Raw genomic sequence first — 17,331 nt, forward strand, 5'->3', positions numbered from 1 at the left:
GGATTGTTTCATGGGTAATGGAGTATTGACGGTTTCCTATATCGCGGCAGCGATTCTGTTCATTCTGAGTCTGGGCGGATTGTCCCGGCAGGAGACGGCACGACGGGGCAATTTTTATGGGGCGACAGGCATGGCGCTGGCAGTGGGGGCGACCCTGCTGAGTGGGCAGGTGGGCAATCTGGGCTGGTTGATTCCCGCTATTCTGGTGGGGGCCGTGGTGGGTTGGATGCTGGCGGTACGGGTAGAGATGACCCAAATGCCCGAGCTGGTGGCTATCCTTCACAGTTTCGTGGGCTTGGCAGCAACCCTGGTGGGCTATGCCAGTACTCTGGACGCGCATACGGTATTCAAAGGCGCCGAACTGAGCGTCCACCGTACCGAGATTTTTGTGGGGGTGTTCATCGGTGCGTTGACCTTTACCGGGTCCCTGGTGGCTTTCGGTAAATTGCGCGGTTCCATTTCCGGCAAACCTCTGGCCCTGCCGGGGCGTCACCTGCTGAACCTGCTGGTGATTCTGATTTCGGTTTATCTGGGTATTGGATTCGTGGGGGCGGAATCGACCATGGCACCCCTGCTGCCCTTGCTGCTCATGACAGGGCTGGCACTGTTCATCGGTTTTCATCTGGTCATGGCCATTGGAGGCGCAGACATGCCGGTGGTGGTGTCCATGCTCAACAGTTATTCGGGTTGGGCAGCGGCGGCCACTGGTTTCATGCTCTCCAATGACTTGCTCATCGTCACTGGTGCCCTGGTGGGCAGTAGCGGGGCCATCCTGTCTTACATCATGTGCCGGGCCATGAACCGCAGTTTCCTCAGTGTCATCCTGGGCGGGTTTGGTACGGGCGGTACAACTTCTTCTGCGGCAGAAGGCCCCCAGGGTGAAGTGGTGGCCGTGTCGGCGGAAGAAACGGCTCACCTGCTGGCCGATGCCCAAGGTGTGATCATCGTTCCCGGCTATGGCATGGCCGTGGCACAGGCCCAGGGAGCCATCAGCGAAATTACCCGTCGTCTCCGTGCCAAGGGGGTGACAGTACGCTTTGCCATTCATCCTGTGGCCGGACGTTTGCCCGGTCACATGAACGTGTTACTGGCTGAAGCCAAAGTGCCCTACGACATTGTCATGGAAATGGATGAAATCAACGGGGATTTCCCGGACACGGACGTGGTGCTGGTGGTGGGGGCCAACGACATCGTCAATCCCAGTGCCCAGGAAGATCCGGGTAGCCCCATTGCCGGCATGCCGGTGCTGGAGGTCTGGAAGGCCAAGACGGTGGTGGTCTTCAAACGCAGCATGGCGACAGGCTATTCCGGTGTGGAAAACCCCCTTTTCTACAAGGAGAATGCACGTATGCTCTTTGGTGATGCCAAGAAGAGTGTGGATTCCATCCTGGCTCATTTGCCCAGTTGAGATAAAGTGTCATAAAACCTTCATGGAGAAGGGGGGGTGGCTTCGTTATAATTTCGTGCTTTTGTGCGAACGAGGCCTGTGATGCGAAAAACGGGAAAAGGAAAGGGAGATATATTCCTCTGCCGTTTGGCGGTGTGGGTGCTGGCGGGTTTTTATCCACTCGGTGCGCAAGCGGTATTGCAGGATGAAATTCAGGTCTATGACGATACCATCAACGATCCCGGTCAATGGGGGTTGCAAATGCACCTCAACAGCACCCCTTCCGGACCCCAGTATATTCCACCCAATGATGGGATGGTGGATACCCATGGATATCGGAGTACGGCGGAAATCAGTTATGGCCTGACCCCCACCCTGGAGGCCGGGTTATACCTTCCGGTGGTTCATGGCTACTATGATGGAACCCAGTTTGCCGGTCCCCGTGTGCGGATGAAATGGATTCCGCAAAAAGCCCCGGATACGGGAGGGCTGTTTTACGGATTGAATGTGGAAATTTCCGATATCAAACCGATCTACGAACCCACACAGCAAATGATGGAGTTACGTTCCATCATCGGCTATCGGGATGCGGAGTGGTTGTATGACATCAACCCCACTTTGGATTATAATCTGCGCCCCGGCTATCGACAGGGTGGGCCGGTGTTCAGTCCGCAGATCAAGGTGGGACGAAATGTGATGCCTGGCTTTATGGCAGGCTTCGAGTACTATTCCGTGTTGAGTACGCTCACCACGATGTTTCCCTATTCGCAGCAGAATAATGTGTTGTTTGCTGCCGTGGACATCAATATGAAACCTTGGGTCATCAACTTCGGGGTTGGTCGCGGCCTGACCCAGGCTGCAGACGGATGGACCATCAAGGCCATTATCGATATTCCGATCGATTGACTGGCAACACATTGTCAATCCCGCGTACAATAACTGCGCGGTTCGGCGGATGTGTTCGGACTGCGTTTGCATATCGACTATTGATCCAACGGGATCATTGAATACGACAAGGATGACAGAATGGAACTGAAACGCGCACTTTCCCTTTCCGACGCTTACGCCATCGTCGCCGCTGCACGGTCCAAGGCGGTGGAAAATCACTGGAATGTAGTCATTGCCATCCTCGATGAAGGGGGGCATTTGATGTTGCTGGAACGGGCGGATCATACTCAGGTGGGTTCTGTTCAGGTGGCTCAGGAAAAAGCCCGTACTGCTTTTCTGTTCCGGCGTTCCACCAAAGTAATGGAAGAAACGGTGGTGGGCGGACGCATCGTCATGCTCAACCTGCCGGGGAACACTCCCGTCGAAGGAGGCTTGCCTCTTTTCAGCGAAGGGCAATTGGTGGGGGCCATTGGGGTTTCCGGTGTACAGTCCTTTCAGGATGGCATCATTGCGGCAGCCGGTGCGGAAGCGGTGGAACAGCTGACTTTATCGGCGTAATCCTTCGTTGTCCGTCCCCGTGAGTACGCACCCCTGGTGGATTTTCTGCCGGGTGGTGGACAACCTGGGGGATGCAGGCGTCAGTTGGCGTCTGGCGAGTCAATTGGCAGCACTCTCGCCCGCTCCTTCCGTTACTCTGGTGATCGATCATTTGCAGACTCTGGCGCGTTTTTGTCCTGCGCTGGGGATCGATGCTTCGACTCAGAAGATCCAGGGGGTACGGATCTTACCTTGGTCAGTGGTCGAGCAGGATCCGGCGCAGTTGGGCTCGGAACACACCGTTCTGCCGGTGTCGGTGGTGAGTGCCTTCAGTTGCGAACTGCCCCCCTCAGTGCAAGAATTTCTTCAGCAATGTCAGGTTATTCCGCGCTGGATTTTATTTGACTACCTGAGTGCGGAATCCTGGGTGGAAGGATGTCATGGGTTGTCTGCGCCCATTCCGGGCTATCGGGGGCCTCGGCACTTTTTTTTCCCGGGGTTTACCCCGCGCACGGGAGGCTTGCTGCGTGAACCCGGTTTGCTAGCCCGGCGTTCTGAAGTGCAGGCCTCCTTGATCCGACAAGAAGCCATTTGGCGATCCTGGGGGTTGACAGAAAAAACGAATCTTCCGACTCTCACCTTGTTTGCATACCCGGATGCTCCCTGGCAGTCCTTGCGGGAAGCCATGGGGAGCACGGGGCAGGCCTGGCGCTGGGTATTGTTTGAAGGCATGGAGATCACCGAACAGGTGGGACAGGCCGATGCGTTTCGAGCACCCGCAGGCAACGCGTGGGGCAAGATCGAGCCAGTTCGGGTGGCGTTGCGCACACAGGAAGAATATGACGGTTTGCTGTGGGTCTCTCATTTCAATCTGGTGCGGGGAGAGGATTCCCTTGTGCGCGCTTTATGGGCAGGAAGACCCTTTCTGTGGCATCTCTACCCGCAGGCAGAGGGGGCACACTGGGTGAAACTGGAGGCCTTTCTGGAACGTTATCTGGAGGGCCTGGAGACGATGCTGGCCGAGGTCATCGCAAATCTGTTTCGAGCATGGAATGGGCGGGGTGAAATGACGGCGGCTTGGCAAGGAATGGTCCCTCATTGGAAAGGCTGGGAACACCATGCCTTGGCCTGGAGCGAAGGCCTGTCCGAACAGCCGGATTTGGTCACAAAACTTGTGGAGTTTTCCAATCTCGAGTTAAAATAACCGGTTAGGTCTCATTTAATTCAACACGGGTGACGTATGAAACAGGCACAGGAAATGCGGGTCGGGAATGTGATCATGGTGGGCAAGGACCCCCTGGTGATTCAGAAGGCAGAATACAACAAGGGCGGGCGCAGTTCCGCCGTGGTCAAGATGAAATTGCGCAACCTGCTCACCGGGGCTGCCAGCGAAACTGTTTTCAAGGCTGATGATAAACTGGACCAGGTCATTCTGGAGCATAAGGAAGCGACCTATTCTTACTTTGCCGATCCCTCCTATGTATTCATGGATCATGAGTATAACCAGTACGACATGGACAAGGACAGTCTGGGCGATGCCTTCAACTATCTGGAAGATGGCATGGCCTGTGAAATCACTCTTTACGAGGGGCGTGCCATTTCCATTCAGTTGCCCAGTTCGGTGGTGCGCGAGATCGATTACACCGAACCGGCCGTGCGCGGCGATACCTCGGGAAAGGTTCTGAAACCGGCCACCCTCAAGAATGGTCACAAAATTGCCGTGCCCCTGTTTTGTGAAACCGGCGACAGGATTGAAATCGATACCAACACCGGTGAATACCGCCGCCGAGTCAACGGCTGATTGTCATGGCTCTGCGTATCCAGTCGGTTTTCCCCGGGCGTGTGGCGTGGGTCGAATTCGACTCGAGGGTATTGCGGGGGAATCCCTGGAATGATCCGACCCGGCGCCGTTTCCCGGTCTGGTTGCCTGAAGGTTATGACCTGCCGGGGAGTGTTCAACGTTATCCAGTATTTTACGGATTGGCGGGATACTTTGGGAGTGGCCCCAGTCAGGTCAACTGGCAACCTTTCAATGAGTCGGTGCCAGAACGGGTTGCACGCCTGATCCACAGTGGGTCCATGGGACCGGTCATTCTGGCCTTTCCTGACTGCTTCACCCGATTGGGGGGTAATCAGTATGTCAATTCCAGTGCATTGGGCGCCTATGGCGATTATTTGAGCCAGGAAGTGGTGCCCTTCATCGATGCCACCTTTCGTACCTTGGCTACCCGTGACCATCGGGGGGTTTTTGGCAAATCCTCAGGGGGTTATGGTGCGCTGTTTCAAGCCATGCATACCCCGGACTGCTGGGGAGGGGTGGTCAGTCATGCCGGTGATGCGGGATTCGATCTGGCCTATCGGGGCGATTGGCCCAATACTCTGGATGTGCTGGCCCGTTTCCGTCCGGCCGTGGAGGAAGAAACCCTTGAGCAGCGGACCCGTGCCCAAGCATTGACGCAGGGGCTGGATGATGGGCGTGTAACTTCTTTTCTGGCAGCGGTTGGTTCTCAGGATCGTCCCTCCAGTGCCGAGACCCATGCCCTCATGAATCTGGGCATGGCTGCAACCTATGACCCCGATCCCTCTGCACCCAATGGTTTTCGTTTGCCTTTTCATCTCGAAACCGGGGAATTGCTTTCCGAGCGCTGGGCTCGCTGGCAGGCCTGCGATCCCGTTCACGCAGCACCCCGTCATGCTTCGACCTTACGTCAGTTGAAGTGTCTGTTTCTGGATTGCGGCTGGCGCGATCAATACCATTTGCATTACGGCGCACGCCAGTTGTCTGCTGCCTTGACCCGGGCTCGAGTGCCGCACGTCCATGAAGAGTTTGACGGTACCCATTCGGGGATCGATTTCCGACTGGACCGCAGCCTGCCTCACCTCTATGCAGCCCTGAAGCCCTGAGTTCAGAATTTTCTACGCCGGACGGGTGAAATCGAATTCGAGTTCGGGCCCATGTCCCTGCATCAGTTCTGCCAGCACCTTTCCACTGCCCGTCCCCAAAGTCCAGCCGAGGGTCCCGTGGCCGGTATTGAGGAACAGATTTTCCCAGCGGGTGGGGCCGATCAGGGGGCAATTGGAAGGGGTGGCGGGACGTAGTCCTGTCCACGGGGTCACCTGCGAATAGTCGGCCAGGTGGGGGAACAGTTGGCGGGCACGTTGAACCAGCGCTTCCAGACGGGTGCGGTTCAAACTGTGGTCGTAGCCGGAAAACTCGGCGGTGCCCGCCACGCGCAAGTGGTTACCGAGGCGGGTGAAGACGATCTTGTGGGCATCATCGGTGATGCTGACCTGCAGAGAATTTTCCGGTTGGCATAGGGGCACGGTGATGGAATAGCCCTTGACCGGATAAATCGGTAAACTCAGTCCGAGGGGCCGCAGCAAGGGGGCACTTTCGCTGCCCAGAGCTACCACCACCGCATCCACCTCCTGCAGATGCGGGGTGGTCTCCTGCTGCAGCCAGAGACCCTGGATGCGTTGAGCCTTGGTCTCAAAACCTGTTACCGTGGTTTTGTACTGAAAGTGTACGCCTCGGGCGGCGCATAAACGGGCCAAACCCTGCGTCCATAGACAGGCGTTTCCACTGCTGTCGCCTGGGGTATAGGTTGCCCCATACCAATGTGGAAGGGCCTGAGCCAAGGCCGGTTCAAGGGCAAGGGCATCGGTCATGCTGATGGGACGACGTTCGTAGCCCAGATCATTAACCCGCGCGGCGGCTTTTTCACCTCGGGCCAACGAGGCGGGTGAGTCATACAGATTGAGGATACCCCGGTCCAATCCTTCATAGGCCAGATCCAGTTCTGCACGCAGGGCATGAAAGGCGGCCCGGCTATATTGGCCCAGCGCCAGTAATTGATGGAAGTTACGAGTGCTGCGCCGGGAGGTACATTCGCGCAGAAAACGAAGACCCCAACTCCATTGGTGAGGATCGGCCTGGAGGCGAAAAAGCAGGGGAGAACTTTCGTGCTGGCGCCATTCCAGGATTTGGGGCAGGGTTTCCGGGGTGGCCCAGGGTTCTACGTGACCGGTGGACAGTTGTCCCCCATTGGCAAAGGTGGTTTCGAGGGCCGCCTCAGATTGGCGCTCTACCACAGTCACCTCAAAGCCTGCCGCGCGCAGGTACCAGGCAGTACTGATGCCGATGATTCCCGCTCCCAATACCGTGACGTGCATGACCGTTCCTTGCTCAAAGTATGAATTCTAGCAGACTGGGCAGGCTGTCAGGCGCTATAATCGGAGGGTACGCAGGGGGTGATTCCCTCTGCATTTTTTCATTCTGACCATAAGGATTGCTCATGAATCTGGATCGTGTGCCTGCCGGGCGCAACCTGCCCACCGATTTCAATGTCATCATCGAAATTCCCATGCATGGGGATCCCATCAAATACGAACTGGACAAGGAAACGGGTGCCATGTTCGTGGACCGTTTCATGTCCACCGCCATGCATTACCCCTGCAACTATGGATACATTCCTCAAACCCTCTCCCAGGATGGCGATCCGGTGGATGTGCTGGTGATCACCCCAGTGCCGCTGATCACCGGAGTGGTGGTGCGGTGTCGGGCTCTGGGCGTGCTGAAGATGACCGATGAAGCGGGACAGGATGCCAAGTTACTGGCTGTGCCTGTGGACAAACTCTGTACCTTGTATCGGCACCTTGAGCGGGTCGAGGACCTGCCGGAATTGACTTTGCAACAGATCGTGCATTTCTTCGAGCATTACAAGGACCTGGAAAAAGGCAAATGGGTCAAGGTAGAGGGCTGGGCGGGGCCTCAGGAAGCCCATGCAGAAATCCTATCCGGGGTGGAAAACCATCTTCGATCCCACCCTGCCGTGGGGGACTGATCTAAGGCGCGGGACGAACTTCGATCACCGCTCGCCCGTCGGGTAAGGTGCGCGGTTGAGGCTTCCACGCCTGCCCGTAAATAACTTCCAGAGTGGTGGGTAACCCACTCGTTGAGCGTTGTTCCTCATAGGCACGGGTCATGCGCTGCCAGGCCTGCTGCCCCACCCAAATGGTTGGACGGGGCGCTGGCGCGGGACCTAGGGCGCGCAGATCCTGTAGAAGCAGATTCAGGTCCGGGTAATCGATGTGCAGATCCTCCCGTTCCATGACCGGATCGGCCAGTCGGGTCTGTACCAGCGCATCGCCCAGATCGTGCATATCACTAAAAGGCCCCAGTCGATGCCTTCCCTCCGGCAGTTCACCCAGGGCTGGGCGCAACTCACGCAGGGTATCCGGCCCCAGGGTGGAGAACAGAAACAGTCCGCCGGGCGCAAGCACCCGCTCTACTTCGGTAAATACCTGCTCCATGGGAGTCCAGGGCAATAACAGGTGGGCCCAGACCAGATCGATGCTGTGTCGGGCCAAAGGAAGTTGAAGCGCGCTGGCTGCCAGAGAAAAACGGGTGGGAGGCTGTCTCCATTTCGCCCACCAGGCGCGTTCCACAGGCACGGGAAGCAATTCGGGAACCCAGTCCACTTCCAGCAGGGTTGTGTCCGGAAAACGGTGCTGCAGGGCAAGGCCGGACCAGCCCCCGCCGGCTCCCAAATCGAGCAGACGGCGTGGAGCCAGCGTCACATACTCCAGACGGGTGAGCAGACGAGTGCCGATTTCTCGGCTCAGAAAGGGAGAGGGGTCTTTGGCGCGGGGAGAGTGGCGCAGGAAACCTCGGCGCAGACGCAGGATTTCCCGAGGGGTATCCACTACTCGGCGTGCAGGCCCAAACGCTCGAAGAGACGGCGATCGCGCTGCATATCCTGATTGTCGGTGGTCAACAGCCGTTCCCCATAAAAAATGGAATTGGCGCCGGCCAGAAAACAGAGGGCCTGTAATTCATCGGACAACCCTTCCCGACCTGCCGACAGGCGTACCCGTGAAAAAGGCAGGGCAATGCGCGCGCAGGCGATGGTGCGGACGAATTCGAGGGGGTCCAACGCCTCGGTTCCATACAAGGGGGTACCTTGCACTTGAACCAGCAGGTTGATAGGTACGGATTCCGGGGCAGGGTCGAGTTGAGTGAGTTCATAAATCAGACCGGCACGGTGGGCGCGGGTTTCGCCCATGCCGACGATGCCGCCGCAACAGACCTTCATACCCGCGCTACGCACGGCTTGCAGAGTATCGAGACGATCCTGAAACTGACGGGTCTTTATGATATCCCCGTAAAATTCCCGGTCACTGTCCAGATTGTGATTGTAGTACTCCAGGCCGGCTTCTTTCAGACGCTCGGCCTGGGGGGGGCTCAGCATGCCCAGAGTGGCGCAGGTTTCCATACCCAGGTCACGCACCGCACGGACCATGTGGATGACCTGGTCCAGATCGTGTTCTTTGGGGCTGCGCCATGCCGCACCCATGCAAAATCGCGTGGCCCCTGCCTCCTTGGCGCGTTGTGCGGCCTTCAGCACTTCATCCGTCGTGAGCAGCGACTGGCGCGCCAGGTCTGTGCTGTGATGGGCCGATTGAGGGCAATATCCGCAATCTTCGGGACAGCCCCCCGTCTTGATGGAGAGCAAGGTGGACAGTTGCACACCATTGGGATCGAAATGGGCGCGGTGTACGGACTGGGCACGCCACAGCAGATCATTGAAGGGCAATTCAAAGAGCGCCGTCAGGGTGGTACGGGTCCAAACAGGCGCAGTGGAGGCGCTTTCTTGGAAGGAGAGAGGGGAGTGGAGGGGGCTATCATTCATCATGGTAGCGGATTGTCCGGTAACTGGAGGAAGGTGTCAAATGCCGAGTGTTTCAAAGAAATGGGGCGGGTTGGGTTTCCAGGGGAAGGAAATCATCGAAAGGCTTACCCTGTGGCGGGCGAAGGGAAGGCAGGCTCTATGCCGTGTAGCGGTTTCTCCCTGTTTTCTCTGTGGCGTACCGGTGGGTACAGGGAGCACGCTCTGCGCTGCCTGTTGGGCATCCCTTCCCCGTTATGCCGAGACGCGTCGGCGTACCCTGATGGGCGTAGGACGGGTGCAGGTGGGATTTGATTATGTCTATCCGGTGGTTTCCCTGATTCGTGCCCTCAAGTTTGGTCAGGCGCTGTATCTCGCGCCAACTTTGGCCCAAGTCTGGCGGGAATTTCCCCTGCCCGCCTGTTTGCCTGATTGCGTGATTCCCATCCCCTTGTCGCGCCAACGCTGGCGCAGGCGCGGGTATAATCAGGCGCTCGAGTTGGCCCGTCCCTTGGCTCATTGGTTGCACTGTCCGGTGCAGAAAGGGTTGGTCCGTCTGCGGGCGACCCTGCCTCAGGCCGAACTGCCACGGGCAGCACGACAGAGCAATGTGGTGGGGGCTTTTCGTGCCAGTGCCCACTTGCAAGGACGGCAGGTGGCGCTGGTGGACGATGTATTGACGACGGGGTCTACCCTCGAAGCGGCGACTGCAGCTTTGCACCAAGTGGGCGTAGGTGGGGTCGACGTGTGGGTCTGTGCCGAGGCGCCGGTACCGGACTCTTTCTAAAACGCAATGCGCCCAACAGACAAGGATTCCCCATGTTCGATGTGGTACTGTACCAACCGGAAATTCCTCCCAATACCGGTAATATCATTCGTCTCTGTGCCAATACCGGAGCCCGTCTGCACCTTGTTTCTCCACTGGGCTTTGAGGTGAGTGATCGGCACTTGCGTCGGGCTGGGCTGGACTACCATGAGCAAATGGTGCTGACGGTGCATCCCGATTGGGATGCCTGTCGCCAGACCCTGAGGGAACGGCGCTGGTTTCCGCTGACCACCCGGGGGAGTGGAAACCATACGGGCGCTCGCTATGAGCCTGGAGATGTATTTCTCTTTGGCCCGGAAACCCGGGGATTGCCCTTGTCTGTTCTGGAGGAGTTTGACAGATCGACCTGGATTCGTCTGCCCATGCGTCCCCACAACCGTAGTCTCAACCTGTCCAATGCCGTGGCAGTGATGGTGTTTGAAGCTTGGCGGCAGCAGGAATTTTGTGGGGCTTTATGAGGCGGGGCATTCATTCCGCGCGCGGATCGCGCGCCAGCAACTGGAGGACGGCGTCCTGGACATTCAATGCACCGCTCAAGACCTTCTGAACCGTGGCAGTGATGGGCATTTCCACCCCGTGCTCTTGAGCCAGTTGAAGGGCTGCCGGCGCTGTGGGAACCCCTTCTGCCACATGACCAAGACTGGTCAGCAAGGGACCCAGTGGAATCCCTTGGGCCAGCCCCTGTCCCACCTGGTAGTTGCGTGAGAGGGCCGTTGTACAGGTGAGGATCAGATCGCCCAAACCAGTCAGCCCCATGAAGGTCGTACGGTGTCCGCCCAGTACCATGCCGAGACGGGTGATTTCTGCCAACCCCCGGGTGATGAGAGCCGCTCGGGCATTCAGGCCCAGACCCAGACCATCGGAGAGCCCACTGGCGATGGCCATGACATTTTTCAGGGCCCCGGCAATTTCAACCCCCACCAGATCCGTACTCGAATAAAGGCGCAGGTGCGGGTGATGCAGGAGACGTGCCGTGCTTTGGGCAAAGGCTTCGTCGGCCGAGGCCAAGGTCAGGGCAGCAGGCAGTCCGGCTGCAATTTCCGTGGCGAAGGAGGGGCCGGAAAGTACGCCGTGCGGACCCTGTAACGCGGGGTGGGCACGAACGATCTGGTGGGGCAGGCGCCGTGTTCCTTGTTCCACCCCCTTGCAGGCCCACAAGAAAGGCAGGTAAGGGCGCAGTACCGCAAGGGCGCTCAGGATTTCTTCCAGGGCGGCGACAGGAACCACCAGCAGTGCCAGGTCGGCATCTTGCAAGGCACTGGGTAAGTGGGATGAGAGTTGCAAGGAAGGGGGTAAGGCATGACCGGGCAGATAGCGACGGTTCTCTCGATCCAGGCGCAGGGCCTGGACTTGGATGGGGTCACGTCCCCAAAGGGTAACGGAATGAAACCCGCTCAGGGAAAGTGCCAGGGCCGTACCCCATGCACCCGTTCCCAGAACCGTGAGACGCATGGGTTACTGAACCGTGCTGGAGGCGGGCATAGCGTTTTGTTGAATTTGCTGGTGATAGAGCACTTCAAAATTGACCGGATTGAGAATGACCGGCGGGAAACCGGCGCGGGTCGATAAATCAGAGACTACTTCACGCACATAGGGGAAAAGGATATTGGGGCAAGTCACATTCATCAGAATGGGCATGTCTTCCGCCGGAATGTTGAGAATGCGGAAAATCCCCGCCTGTTTGGCTTCCACCAGAAACAAGGTTTTATCAGTGATTTTGGCAGTGACGGTGACGGTAACGGTGCACTGATAAAGCCCTTCTTCGATGGATTGATTATCGTTGGTGAGTTGGATCTCGATTTGCGGAGTCTCCCGTTCCAGGAATATCTTGGGGGCAAGAGGCATTTCCAAAGAGGAATCCTGCAGATAGATCTTTTCAATGGAAAACATGGGCGTGTTGGTTTGTCCGTTTTGGGTCATGGTGCATAGTCCTGGCGTGAGGTCAATAAAAAAATGAAAGTTCAGGCATTGTCTAACAGGGGATCGAGCAGGCCTTGACGGTCCAGTGCGGCGAGATCGTCAAATCCCCCCACATGGGTCTGGCCAATATAAATTTGCGGAACGGTGCGGCACCCGGTACGATGAATCATCGCATCACGCTCGGCGAGGTCCAGATCAATGCGGATTTTTTCGATGGAAGTGACACCCTTGTGCGTCAGCAATTTTTCAGCCATAACGCAATAAGGGCAAAGCGCAGTGCAATACATTTGAACATGGGGCATTGGGGTACTCACTGCGGAGAAGAAGGATGGGCGATGGGCAGGTTTGCCTCGACCCATGCCGTCATTCCTCCCTTGAGAACGAAAATATCCACAAAGCCCGCCTTGAGCAGAATTTGACGGGCAGTTCCGGTGCTTTGGGCGGAGGCCACCAATAGAACGGGACGTTCTTTCCACTGGGACAGTTCTGATATGTGCGCGTTCAGTTCATCGGTGGGATAGTGGCGGGCATTGGGTAGATGACCCAGGGCAAAATCCTTTTCCCGGCGCAGATCGATGACGAGGGCATGGCGCTGATTGAGTAGTTGGATGGCTTGGAGGGTAGTCACGGATTTTTCCTGGGCAATCAGGGATTGGACTTCGGGCCACACCAGCATCAGGCCACTGGCCAGAACCAGCACAACCAGCGCGACGTGTTGCAATAGAAAATCCAGCACGGTCATTTCCTTCGGATATCCAAAAATTCCCCCATTTTACTGAGATCCGTGTTTTCATGTGTAAAAGAACCTCTGATGATGAGAAATTCCATGAATTCTCCCTTCCCTGCCGGGCCAGAAGATTCCCCCGTACGTCTTGATCAGAAAGGGGTTTGGGATAAGGCAATACAGGCTTTGAAGGGAATCGATGTGCCCCTGGACGTTCTGATGGCTCGTTACGACCGACCGACATGGACGGAGGCGGGGAGCGCCTTTCAGACCTTGGCGCGCGCCATCACCGGTCAGCAGATATCGGTTCGGGCGGCCGATTCCCTCTGGAAACGGTTCTCTGCTCTCGGCGCCGTGGAACCCGCTGCGATTCGGGACCTCAGTCTCGAAGAATTGCGCCAATGCGGGTATTCCTCGCGAAAAGTGGATTATCTCAAGGATCTGGCACGGCATTTCAGTACGGGGTTGGTGACGGAAGCGGAGTTGCGTGCCGCTTCCGATGCGCAGGTACACGCACTTCTCACACGGGTACATGGAATCGGGCGGTGGAGTGCGGAGATGTTCCTGATCTTTTATCTTCGTCGCCCAGACGTTTTTCCGGTGGCGGATCTGGGGTTGCAGCGTGCGCTGCGCCTTCATTTTTCCGGACTGAAGGAGGCTCCCGTGCCAGACATGGTCTCGTATGCGGAACGCTGGCGTCCGTGGCGGAGTGTGGTGACCTGGGTGTTATGGCGTAGTCTCGATCCGGTGGAGGTCATCTATTGAGCGCTCTTCCACGCATGGAATTCCCCTGCTGAGAAAGCCGGGGCTTTCTGATAGAATGGAGAGGTTTCGTCGAGAAGAGTGTCAGGATTGACTATGAAAAAGTTGGTGTTGCTGCGTCATGGACAAAGTGTCTGGAATCTGGAAAATCGTTTCACTGGCTGGACCGATGTGGAATTATCCCCTGCCGGGTTGCTAGAGGCGGTGGAGGCCGGTCGATTGATCAAGGATGCAGGGTTGCTGCCCGATATTGCCTATACCTCCGTACTGCAACGGGCCATCAAGACCCTTTGGCTGGGACTGGAAGTCTGTGAACGGATGTGGATCCCCACGGTTCCGGATTGGCGGTTGAACGAGCGCCATTATGGTGCCCTGCAAGGTTTGGACAAGGCCGAGACCGCAGCAAAATACGGTGAACAGCAGGTGCTGGTATGGCGGCGCAGTTATGATACCGCCCCCCCCTTGTTGGCGGAGTCGGATCCCCGTTCAGAGCGCCATGATCCTCGCTATGAGCACACGGAGGCCCTAAAGGCCGTGGCGGGGGAAACCCTGGAAGATACGGTGGCGCGGGTGGTTCCCCTCTGGGAACAGGTCATGGCACCCATGGTTCAGTCCGGCCGACAGGTGCTGGTGGTGGCCCATGGTAATTCCCTGCGGGCGCTGATCAAGCATCTTGGGCGTCATACCCGGGAGGAGATCATGGAACTCAATATTCCCACGGGGATTCCCTTGATTTATGAACTGGATGACCAAGGTGCCGTGCTTGATCACTATTACCTCGGTGACCCCGACAAAGTGGCGGTATTGACCCAAGCTGTGGCCAATCAGGGTCGTCTGCAGTCCTGAGGATGTGGTGAAACCAGTACTCCGTAGGTGTTTTCGGGCAGTACTGACGAGCGAACTGATTTTATTGGCTTTGTGGGCAGGAAAAGGAGAGGCCAGTCCTACCCGGGACCTGCATGACCTCAAAAAACGGATCCATCAGGTGGAGAAAGACGTTGCCACCACGGAAGAATCTCGTCAGAAGGTCCGGGAAGAGTTACAACGTACCGAACAAACCATCAGTGCCACGACCAGTCAGTTGCATCGACTGGAACTTCAGCAGACCCAATTGCAGGCCGAACTGGGGGGGTTGCATCTTCAATCCGAAGATACCCAGGCCGATGTGTTGCGTCAGCAACGCAGCCTGGAACGCTGGATTCAATATCGATATTATTGGCAGGCAGGTACCCCTCTCCCCGAAGCGCTGGGGGTGATCCATCCCGACGAATGGACACGGCAGACTTATTATGTGGATGTGCTGGCGCGTCATCAAACTTCGAAGATCAACGAGTTGAACGGTAACCTCCAGACTTTGGAAGAGATTACCCGAAATCGCGAACGAAAGATGCAGGCTCTGGCTCGAGTCGAGACGGAAATGGCCCTTCAGCAAAAGCGTCTGAAGGAAGAAAATGCAACGCGGGCGGCTTTGATGGCGTCACTTTCCAACCGTCTCGACAGCCAACGTAAAAATCTGGAATCCCTTCGTCATGATGAAACTCGTCTGACCCAATTGATCGATCGTTTGGCCCGTGAAGCCCGCCGCCATGCGGCCACCGTTTCGCACCGGGCGGTTTTGCACCGGCATCTGGCCCCGGTTGCGGGAGAAAGTACCGTCGCCACCATCGATCAGGTTCCAGAAGCGGGGAAGGATGAAAGTGCGTTTTCTCATTTGCGCGGTCACCTGCGTTTGCCCATGGCAGGGGAACTTAAAAACCGCTTTGGCAGTCCACGGGCAGAAACCGGGCTGACCTGGCGAGGGGTATTCATCCATGCGCCCGCAGGCAGAGAGGTACGGGCGGTAGCAGCGGGGCAGGTGGTTTATGCAGACTGGTTGAGAGGATTTGGTAATTTGTTGATCATTGACCACGGCGACGGTTACATGAGTCTTTACAGTGGCGCGCAGAGTTTTTTTGCCCGGGTGGGTGAAAAGGTTCAGACCGGGAGTGTGGTGGCCAGTTCGGGAAACACCGGTGAGAATAATGAATCAGGGCTATACTTCGAACTTCGTTATCAAGGGAAACCCATTGATCCCATGCGCTGGGTCGGGAATCCCTGATGGGACTTTCCCTTAAATTTTGCGTTTGAAAAAGGAAAAAAATTATGGTGGGGCCGTTGAAAAAACTGGGTTTGATCCTGTTGGGGGCCCTGCTCGGGTTTGCCCTGACCCTCAATTTTTCGGCGGTGGCCGACAAGGCGGCCACGCCTGCCGGGAGTCCCTTGCCTATTGAAGATCTACGTGTCTTCAGCGAAATTTTTGGACGTATCAAAAGCGATTATGTCGAGCCGGTGGACGATCATAAATTGATCAAGGAAGCCATCACCGGCATGGTGGCAGGATTGGATCCCCATTCGGCTTATCTTGATCAGGAAGCCTATAAAGAACTTCAGGATGGGACCCAGGGAGAGTTCGGTGGGTTGGGAATCGAGGTCACCATGGAAGATGGTCTGGTCAAGGTGGTCACCCCCATTGATGACACGCCTGCGTCCAAGGCGGGCATCAAATCCGGGGATTACATCATCAAACTGGATGACGCGGCGATCAAGGGCATGACCCTCAATGATGCGGTCAAACGCATGCGCGGCAAACCCGATACCCCCATCACTCTCACCATTCTGCGCAAGAACGAACCCAAACCGTTGGTGATCACCCTGAAACGGGCCATCATCAAGATGAAGAGTGTCAAGTTGAAGGAACTCGACCCAGGCTACGGCGAGATTCGCATCAGCCAGTTCCAGGAACATACGGGCGAGGATCTGGCCAACGCCGTTGAACAGTTCTACAAGGACAACAAGGATCAGCCCAAAGGTTTGATCCTGGACCTGCGCAACAATCCCGGGGGATTGCTGAACTCGGCTGTGGGGGTGGCGGGCGTATTTCTGCCTCCAGAGTCCCTGGTGGTCTACACCGAAGGTCGGGTAGCCGATGCCAAGATGCATTTGACGGTAACTCCTGAAAACTACCTGCGCGATGCGAGCGAAAAAGACTACTTGTTGGATCTGCCCAAGGGTATCAAGAAGTTGCCGCTGGTAGTGTTGGTCAATGGCGGATCGGCTTCGGCTTCGGAAATCGTGGCCGGTGCTTTACAGGACCACCATCGGGCACTCATCCTGGGGACGCGTACCTTCGGTAAGGGATCGGTACAGACGATTTTGCCTCTGTCCGGGAATACGGCTCTGAAATTGACCACGGCCCGTTATTTTACACCCAATGGACGCTCCATTCAGGCCAAGGGAATTGAACCTGACAAGGTGATGGCCGACGATGCGGATGCAGTGGAAGCCACCCTGGGAATCCATGAGTCAGATCTGACAGGACATCTTTCCAATCCCACCGACGGGATGAAGCCTGGGGATGCCGCTGTCAAACCTGCCGAGAGTGGTGCCCCCACCGCCTTACCTGAAACTCCTGCAGCGGCTCCGGCTGTCGACCAAAAACCTGTGGCGACCCCAGCGTCAGACAAAGCAGGGAAACCTGTACATAAACCAGGAGCCAAGGGGGATGAGTTGCCGGATCCTCAACTGGATGCTGCTCGGGCCTACCTCAAGCAAGAGGTGGCCAAACCGCACTGAACTTCGT

20 protein-coding genes are annotated in these 17,331 nt (G+C 56.9%); 13 read left to right on the forward strand and 7 right to left on the reverse strand.

Going from position 1 to position 17,331, the window contains the following annotated elements; translation table 11 throughout:
• Positions 1-10 precede the first annotated feature (10 nt).
• From pntB to HO274_RS12495, 6 genes are all read left to right on the forward strand, one after another.
• On the forward strand, positions 11-1,408 hold the full coding sequence (pntB, locus tag HO274_RS12470) for a Re/Si-specific NAD(P)(+) transhydrogenase subunit beta (RefSeq protein WP_031597490.1): 1,398 nt from the start codon (positions 11-13) through the stop codon (positions 1,406-1,408).
• A gap of 81 nt (positions 1,409-1,489) precedes the next feature.
• The gene (locus HO274_RS12475; protein WP_051862363.1) at positions 1,490-2,293 is read left to right on the forward strand and encodes a hypothetical protein; all 804 of its coding nucleotides are present in this window, start codon (positions 1,490-1,492) and stop codon (positions 2,291-2,293) included.
• Between the two features lie 120 nt (positions 2,294-2,413).
• Positions 2,414-2,833: a GlcG/HbpS family heme-binding protein gene (locus HO274_RS12480; protein WP_031597494.1), complete on the forward strand. Its 420-nt coding sequence runs from the start codon at positions 2,414-2,416 to the stop codon at positions 2,831-2,833.
• 19 nt (positions 2,834-2,852) lie between these two features.
• Entirely contained in the window at positions 2,853-4,016 is a 1,164-nt protein-coding gene (earP, locus tag HO274_RS12485; protein ID WP_273120137.1) for an elongation factor P maturation arginine rhamnosyltransferase EarP, read from the forward strand.
• Between the two features lie 36 nt (positions 4,017-4,052).
• Positions 4,053-4,613 carry an elongation factor P gene (gene efp / locus HO274_RS12490; RefSeq protein ID WP_031597498.1) on the forward strand — a complete coding sequence of 187 codons (561 nt, stop codon included), beginning with the start codon at positions 4,053-4,055 and terminating at the stop codon, positions 4,611-4,613.
• Positions 4,614-4,618: 5 nt separating this feature from the next.
• Positions 4,619-5,716, forward strand: coding sequence for an alpha/beta hydrolase (locus HO274_RS12495; protein WP_273120138.1), 1,098 nt, complete (start codon positions 4,619-4,621; stop codon positions 5,714-5,716).
• A 12-nt stretch (positions 5,717-5,728) separates the two neighbouring features.
• Here the strand turns inward: HO274_RS12495 and HO274_RS12500 are convergent, their stop codons facing one another.
• A complete protein-coding gene (locus HO274_RS12500; RefSeq protein WP_273120141.1) occupies positions 5,729-6,985 on the reverse strand; it encodes a D-amino acid dehydrogenase in 1,257 nt (418 codons plus the stop codon).
• Positions 6,986-7,107: 122 nt separating this feature from the next.
• Between HO274_RS12500 and ppa the strand changes: the two genes are divergently transcribed.
• A complete protein-coding gene (gene ppa, locus HO274_RS12505) occupies positions 7,108-7,656 on the forward strand; it encodes an inorganic diphosphatase (protein WP_031597504.1) in 549 nt (182 codons plus the stop codon).
• A gap of 1 nt (position 7,657) precedes the next feature.
• Here ppa and HO274_RS12510 read toward each other — a convergent pair whose 3' ends face one another.
• Both HO274_RS12510 and bioB read right to left on the reverse strand, forming a co-directional pair.
• Positions 7,658-8,518 carry a methyltransferase domain-containing protein gene (locus HO274_RS12510; protein WP_273120144.1) on the reverse strand — a complete coding sequence of 287 codons (861 nt, stop codon included), beginning with the start codon at positions 8,516-8,518 and terminating at the stop codon, positions 7,658-7,660.
• Positions 8,518-9,504 carry a biotin synthase BioB gene (bioB, locus tag HO274_RS12515; protein WP_031597509.1) on the reverse strand — a complete coding sequence of 329 codons (987 nt, stop codon included), beginning with the start codon at positions 9,502-9,504 and terminating at the stop codon, positions 8,518-8,520. Before bioB ends, HO274_RS12510 begins: the two co-directional genes overlap by 1 nt.
• Before the next feature lie 40 nt (positions 9,505-9,544).
• Here bioB and HO274_RS12520 point away from each other — a divergent pair, with 40 nt between their 5' ends.
• On the forward strand, positions 9,545-10,267 hold the full coding sequence (locus HO274_RS12520; protein ID WP_273120147.1) for a ComF family protein: 723 nt from the start codon (positions 9,545-9,547) through the stop codon (positions 10,265-10,267).
• A 32-nt stretch (positions 10,268-10,299) separates the two neighbouring features.
• A complete protein-coding gene (locus HO274_RS12525) occupies positions 10,300-10,764 on the forward strand; it encodes a tRNA (cytidine(34)-2'-O)-methyltransferase (RefSeq protein WP_031597513.1) in 465 nt (154 codons plus the stop codon).
• Between the two features lie 10 nt (positions 10,765-10,774).
• Here the strand turns inward: HO274_RS12525 and HO274_RS12530 are convergent, their stop codons facing one another.
• Genes HO274_RS12530 through HO274_RS12545 form a run of 4 tightly spaced genes read right to left on the reverse strand, consistent with a single transcriptional unit; the run spans position 10,775 to position 12,968 of the window.
• On the reverse strand, positions 10,775-11,758 hold the full coding sequence (locus tag HO274_RS12530; RefSeq protein WP_273120151.1) for an NAD(P)H-dependent glycerol-3-phosphate dehydrogenase: 984 nt from the start codon (positions 11,756-11,758) through the stop codon (positions 10,775-10,777).
• A gap of 3 nt (positions 11,759-11,761) precedes the next feature.
• The gene (secB, locus tag HO274_RS12535) at positions 11,762-12,226 is read right to left on the reverse strand and encodes a protein-export chaperone SecB (RefSeq protein WP_031597517.1); all 465 of its coding nucleotides are present in this window, start codon (positions 12,224-12,226) and stop codon (positions 11,762-11,764) included.
• Between the two features lie 41 nt (positions 12,227-12,267).
• Positions 12,268-12,528: a glutaredoxin 3 gene (gene grxC, locus HO274_RS12540; RefSeq protein ID WP_031597518.1), complete on the reverse strand. Its 261-nt coding sequence runs from the start codon at positions 12,526-12,528 to the stop codon at positions 12,268-12,270.
• An 8-nt stretch (positions 12,529-12,536) separates the two neighbouring features.
• Positions 12,537-12,968, reverse strand: coding sequence for a rhodanese-like domain-containing protein (locus HO274_RS12545; protein ID WP_273120155.1), 432 nt, complete (start codon positions 12,966-12,968; stop codon positions 12,537-12,539).
• A gap of 84 nt (positions 12,969-13,052) precedes the next feature.
• Between HO274_RS12545 and HO274_RS12550 the strand changes: the two genes are divergently transcribed.
• The 4 genes from HO274_RS12550 to HO274_RS12565 all read left to right on the forward strand — a co-directional run bounded on the left by HO274_RS12550 (position 13,053) and on the right by HO274_RS12565 (position 17,324).
• On the forward strand, positions 13,053-13,715 hold the full coding sequence (locus tag HO274_RS12550) for a DNA-3-methyladenine glycosylase family protein (RefSeq protein WP_273120157.1): 663 nt from the start codon (positions 13,053-13,055) through the stop codon (positions 13,713-13,715).
• 93 nt (positions 13,716-13,808) lie between these two features.
• A complete protein-coding gene (gene gpmA, locus HO274_RS12555; RefSeq protein ID WP_337954666.1) occupies positions 13,809-14,558 on the forward strand; it encodes a 2,3-diphosphoglycerate-dependent phosphoglycerate mutase in 750 nt (249 codons plus the stop codon).
• 7 nt (positions 14,559-14,565) lie between these two features.
• Positions 14,566-15,810 carry a murein hydrolase activator EnvC family protein gene (locus HO274_RS12560; RefSeq protein WP_062187438.1) on the forward strand — a complete coding sequence of 415 codons (1,245 nt, stop codon included), beginning with the start codon at positions 14,566-14,568 and terminating at the stop codon, positions 15,808-15,810.
• Between the two features lie 44 nt (positions 15,811-15,854).
• Entirely contained in the window at positions 15,855-17,324 is a 1,470-nt protein-coding gene (locus HO274_RS12565) for a S41 family peptidase (RefSeq protein WP_273120159.1), read from the forward strand.
• Positions 17,325-17,331 lie beyond the last annotated feature (7 nt).

The sequence above is a fragment of the Ferrovum myxofaciens genome (assembly GCF_013181415.1).
Taxonomy (GTDB): Bacteria; Pseudomonadota; Gammaproteobacteria; order Burkholderiales; family Ferrovaceae; genus Ferrovum; species Ferrovum myxofaciens.

Excerpts from the sequence above, each read along its gene's own strand:
- HO274_RS12525 (WP_031597513.1), top strand. The coding sequence starts at position 10,300 with ATGTTCGATGTGGTACTGTACCAACCGGAAATTCCTCCCAATACCGGT.
- HO274_RS12550 (WP_273120157.1), top strand. The coding sequence starts at position 13,053 with ATGAATTCTCCCTTCCCTGCCGGGCCAGAAGATTCCCCCGTACGTCTT.
- bioB (WP_031597509.1), bottom strand. The coding sequence starts at position 9,504 with ATGAATGATAGCCCCCTCCACTCCCCTCTCTCCTTCCAAGAAAGCGCC.
- HO274_RS12495 (WP_273120138.1), top strand. The coding sequence starts at position 4,619 with ATGGCTCTGCGTATCCAGTCGGTTTTCCCCGGGCGTGTGGCGTGGGTC.
- HO274_RS12520 (WP_273120147.1), top strand. The coding sequence starts at position 9,545 with ATGCCGAGTGTTTCAAAGAAATGGGGCGGGTTGGGTTTCCAGGGGAAG.
- ppa (WP_031597504.1), top strand. The coding sequence starts at position 7,108 with ATGAATCTGGATCGTGTGCCTGCCGGGCGCAACCTGCCCACCGATTTC.
- efp (WP_031597498.1), top strand. The coding sequence starts at position 4,053 with ATGAAACAGGCACAGGAAATGCGGGTCGGGAATGTGATCATGGTGGGC.
- HO274_RS12480 (WP_031597494.1), top strand. The coding sequence starts at position 2,414 with ATGGAACTGAAACGCGCACTTTCCCTTTCCGACGCTTACGCCATCGTC.
- HO274_RS12530 (WP_273120151.1), bottom strand. The coding sequence starts at position 11,758 with ATGCGTCTCACGGTTCTGGGAACGGGTGCATGGGGTACGGCCCTGGCA.
- HO274_RS12500 (WP_273120141.1), bottom strand. The coding sequence starts at position 6,985 with ATGCACGTCACGGTATTGGGAGCGGGAATCATCGGCATCAGTACTGCC.
- secB (WP_031597517.1), bottom strand. The coding sequence starts at position 12,226 with ATGACCCAAAACGGACAAACCAACACGCCCATGTTTTCCATTGAAAAG.
- HO274_RS12565 (WP_273120159.1), top strand. The coding sequence starts at position 15,855 with ATGGTGGGGCCGTTGAAAAAACTGGGTTTGATCCTGTTGGGGGCCCTG.
- grxC (WP_031597518.1), bottom strand. The coding sequence starts at position 12,528 with ATGCCCCATGTTCAAATGTATTGCACTGCGCTTTGCCCTTATTGCGTT.
- pntB (WP_031597490.1), top strand. The coding sequence starts at position 11 with ATGGGTAATGGAGTATTGACGGTTTCCTATATCGCGGCAGCGATTCTG.
- HO274_RS12545 (WP_273120155.1), bottom strand. The coding sequence starts at position 12,968 with ATGACCGTGCTGGATTTTCTATTGCAACACGTCGCGCTGGTTGTGCTG.
- gpmA (WP_337954666.1), top strand. The coding sequence starts at position 13,809 with ATGAAAAAGTTGGTGTTGCTGCGTCATGGACAAAGTGTCTGGAATCTG.
- HO274_RS12475 (WP_051862363.1), top strand. The coding sequence starts at position 1,490 with ATGCGAAAAACGGGAAAAGGAAAGGGAGATATATTCCTCTGCCGTTTG.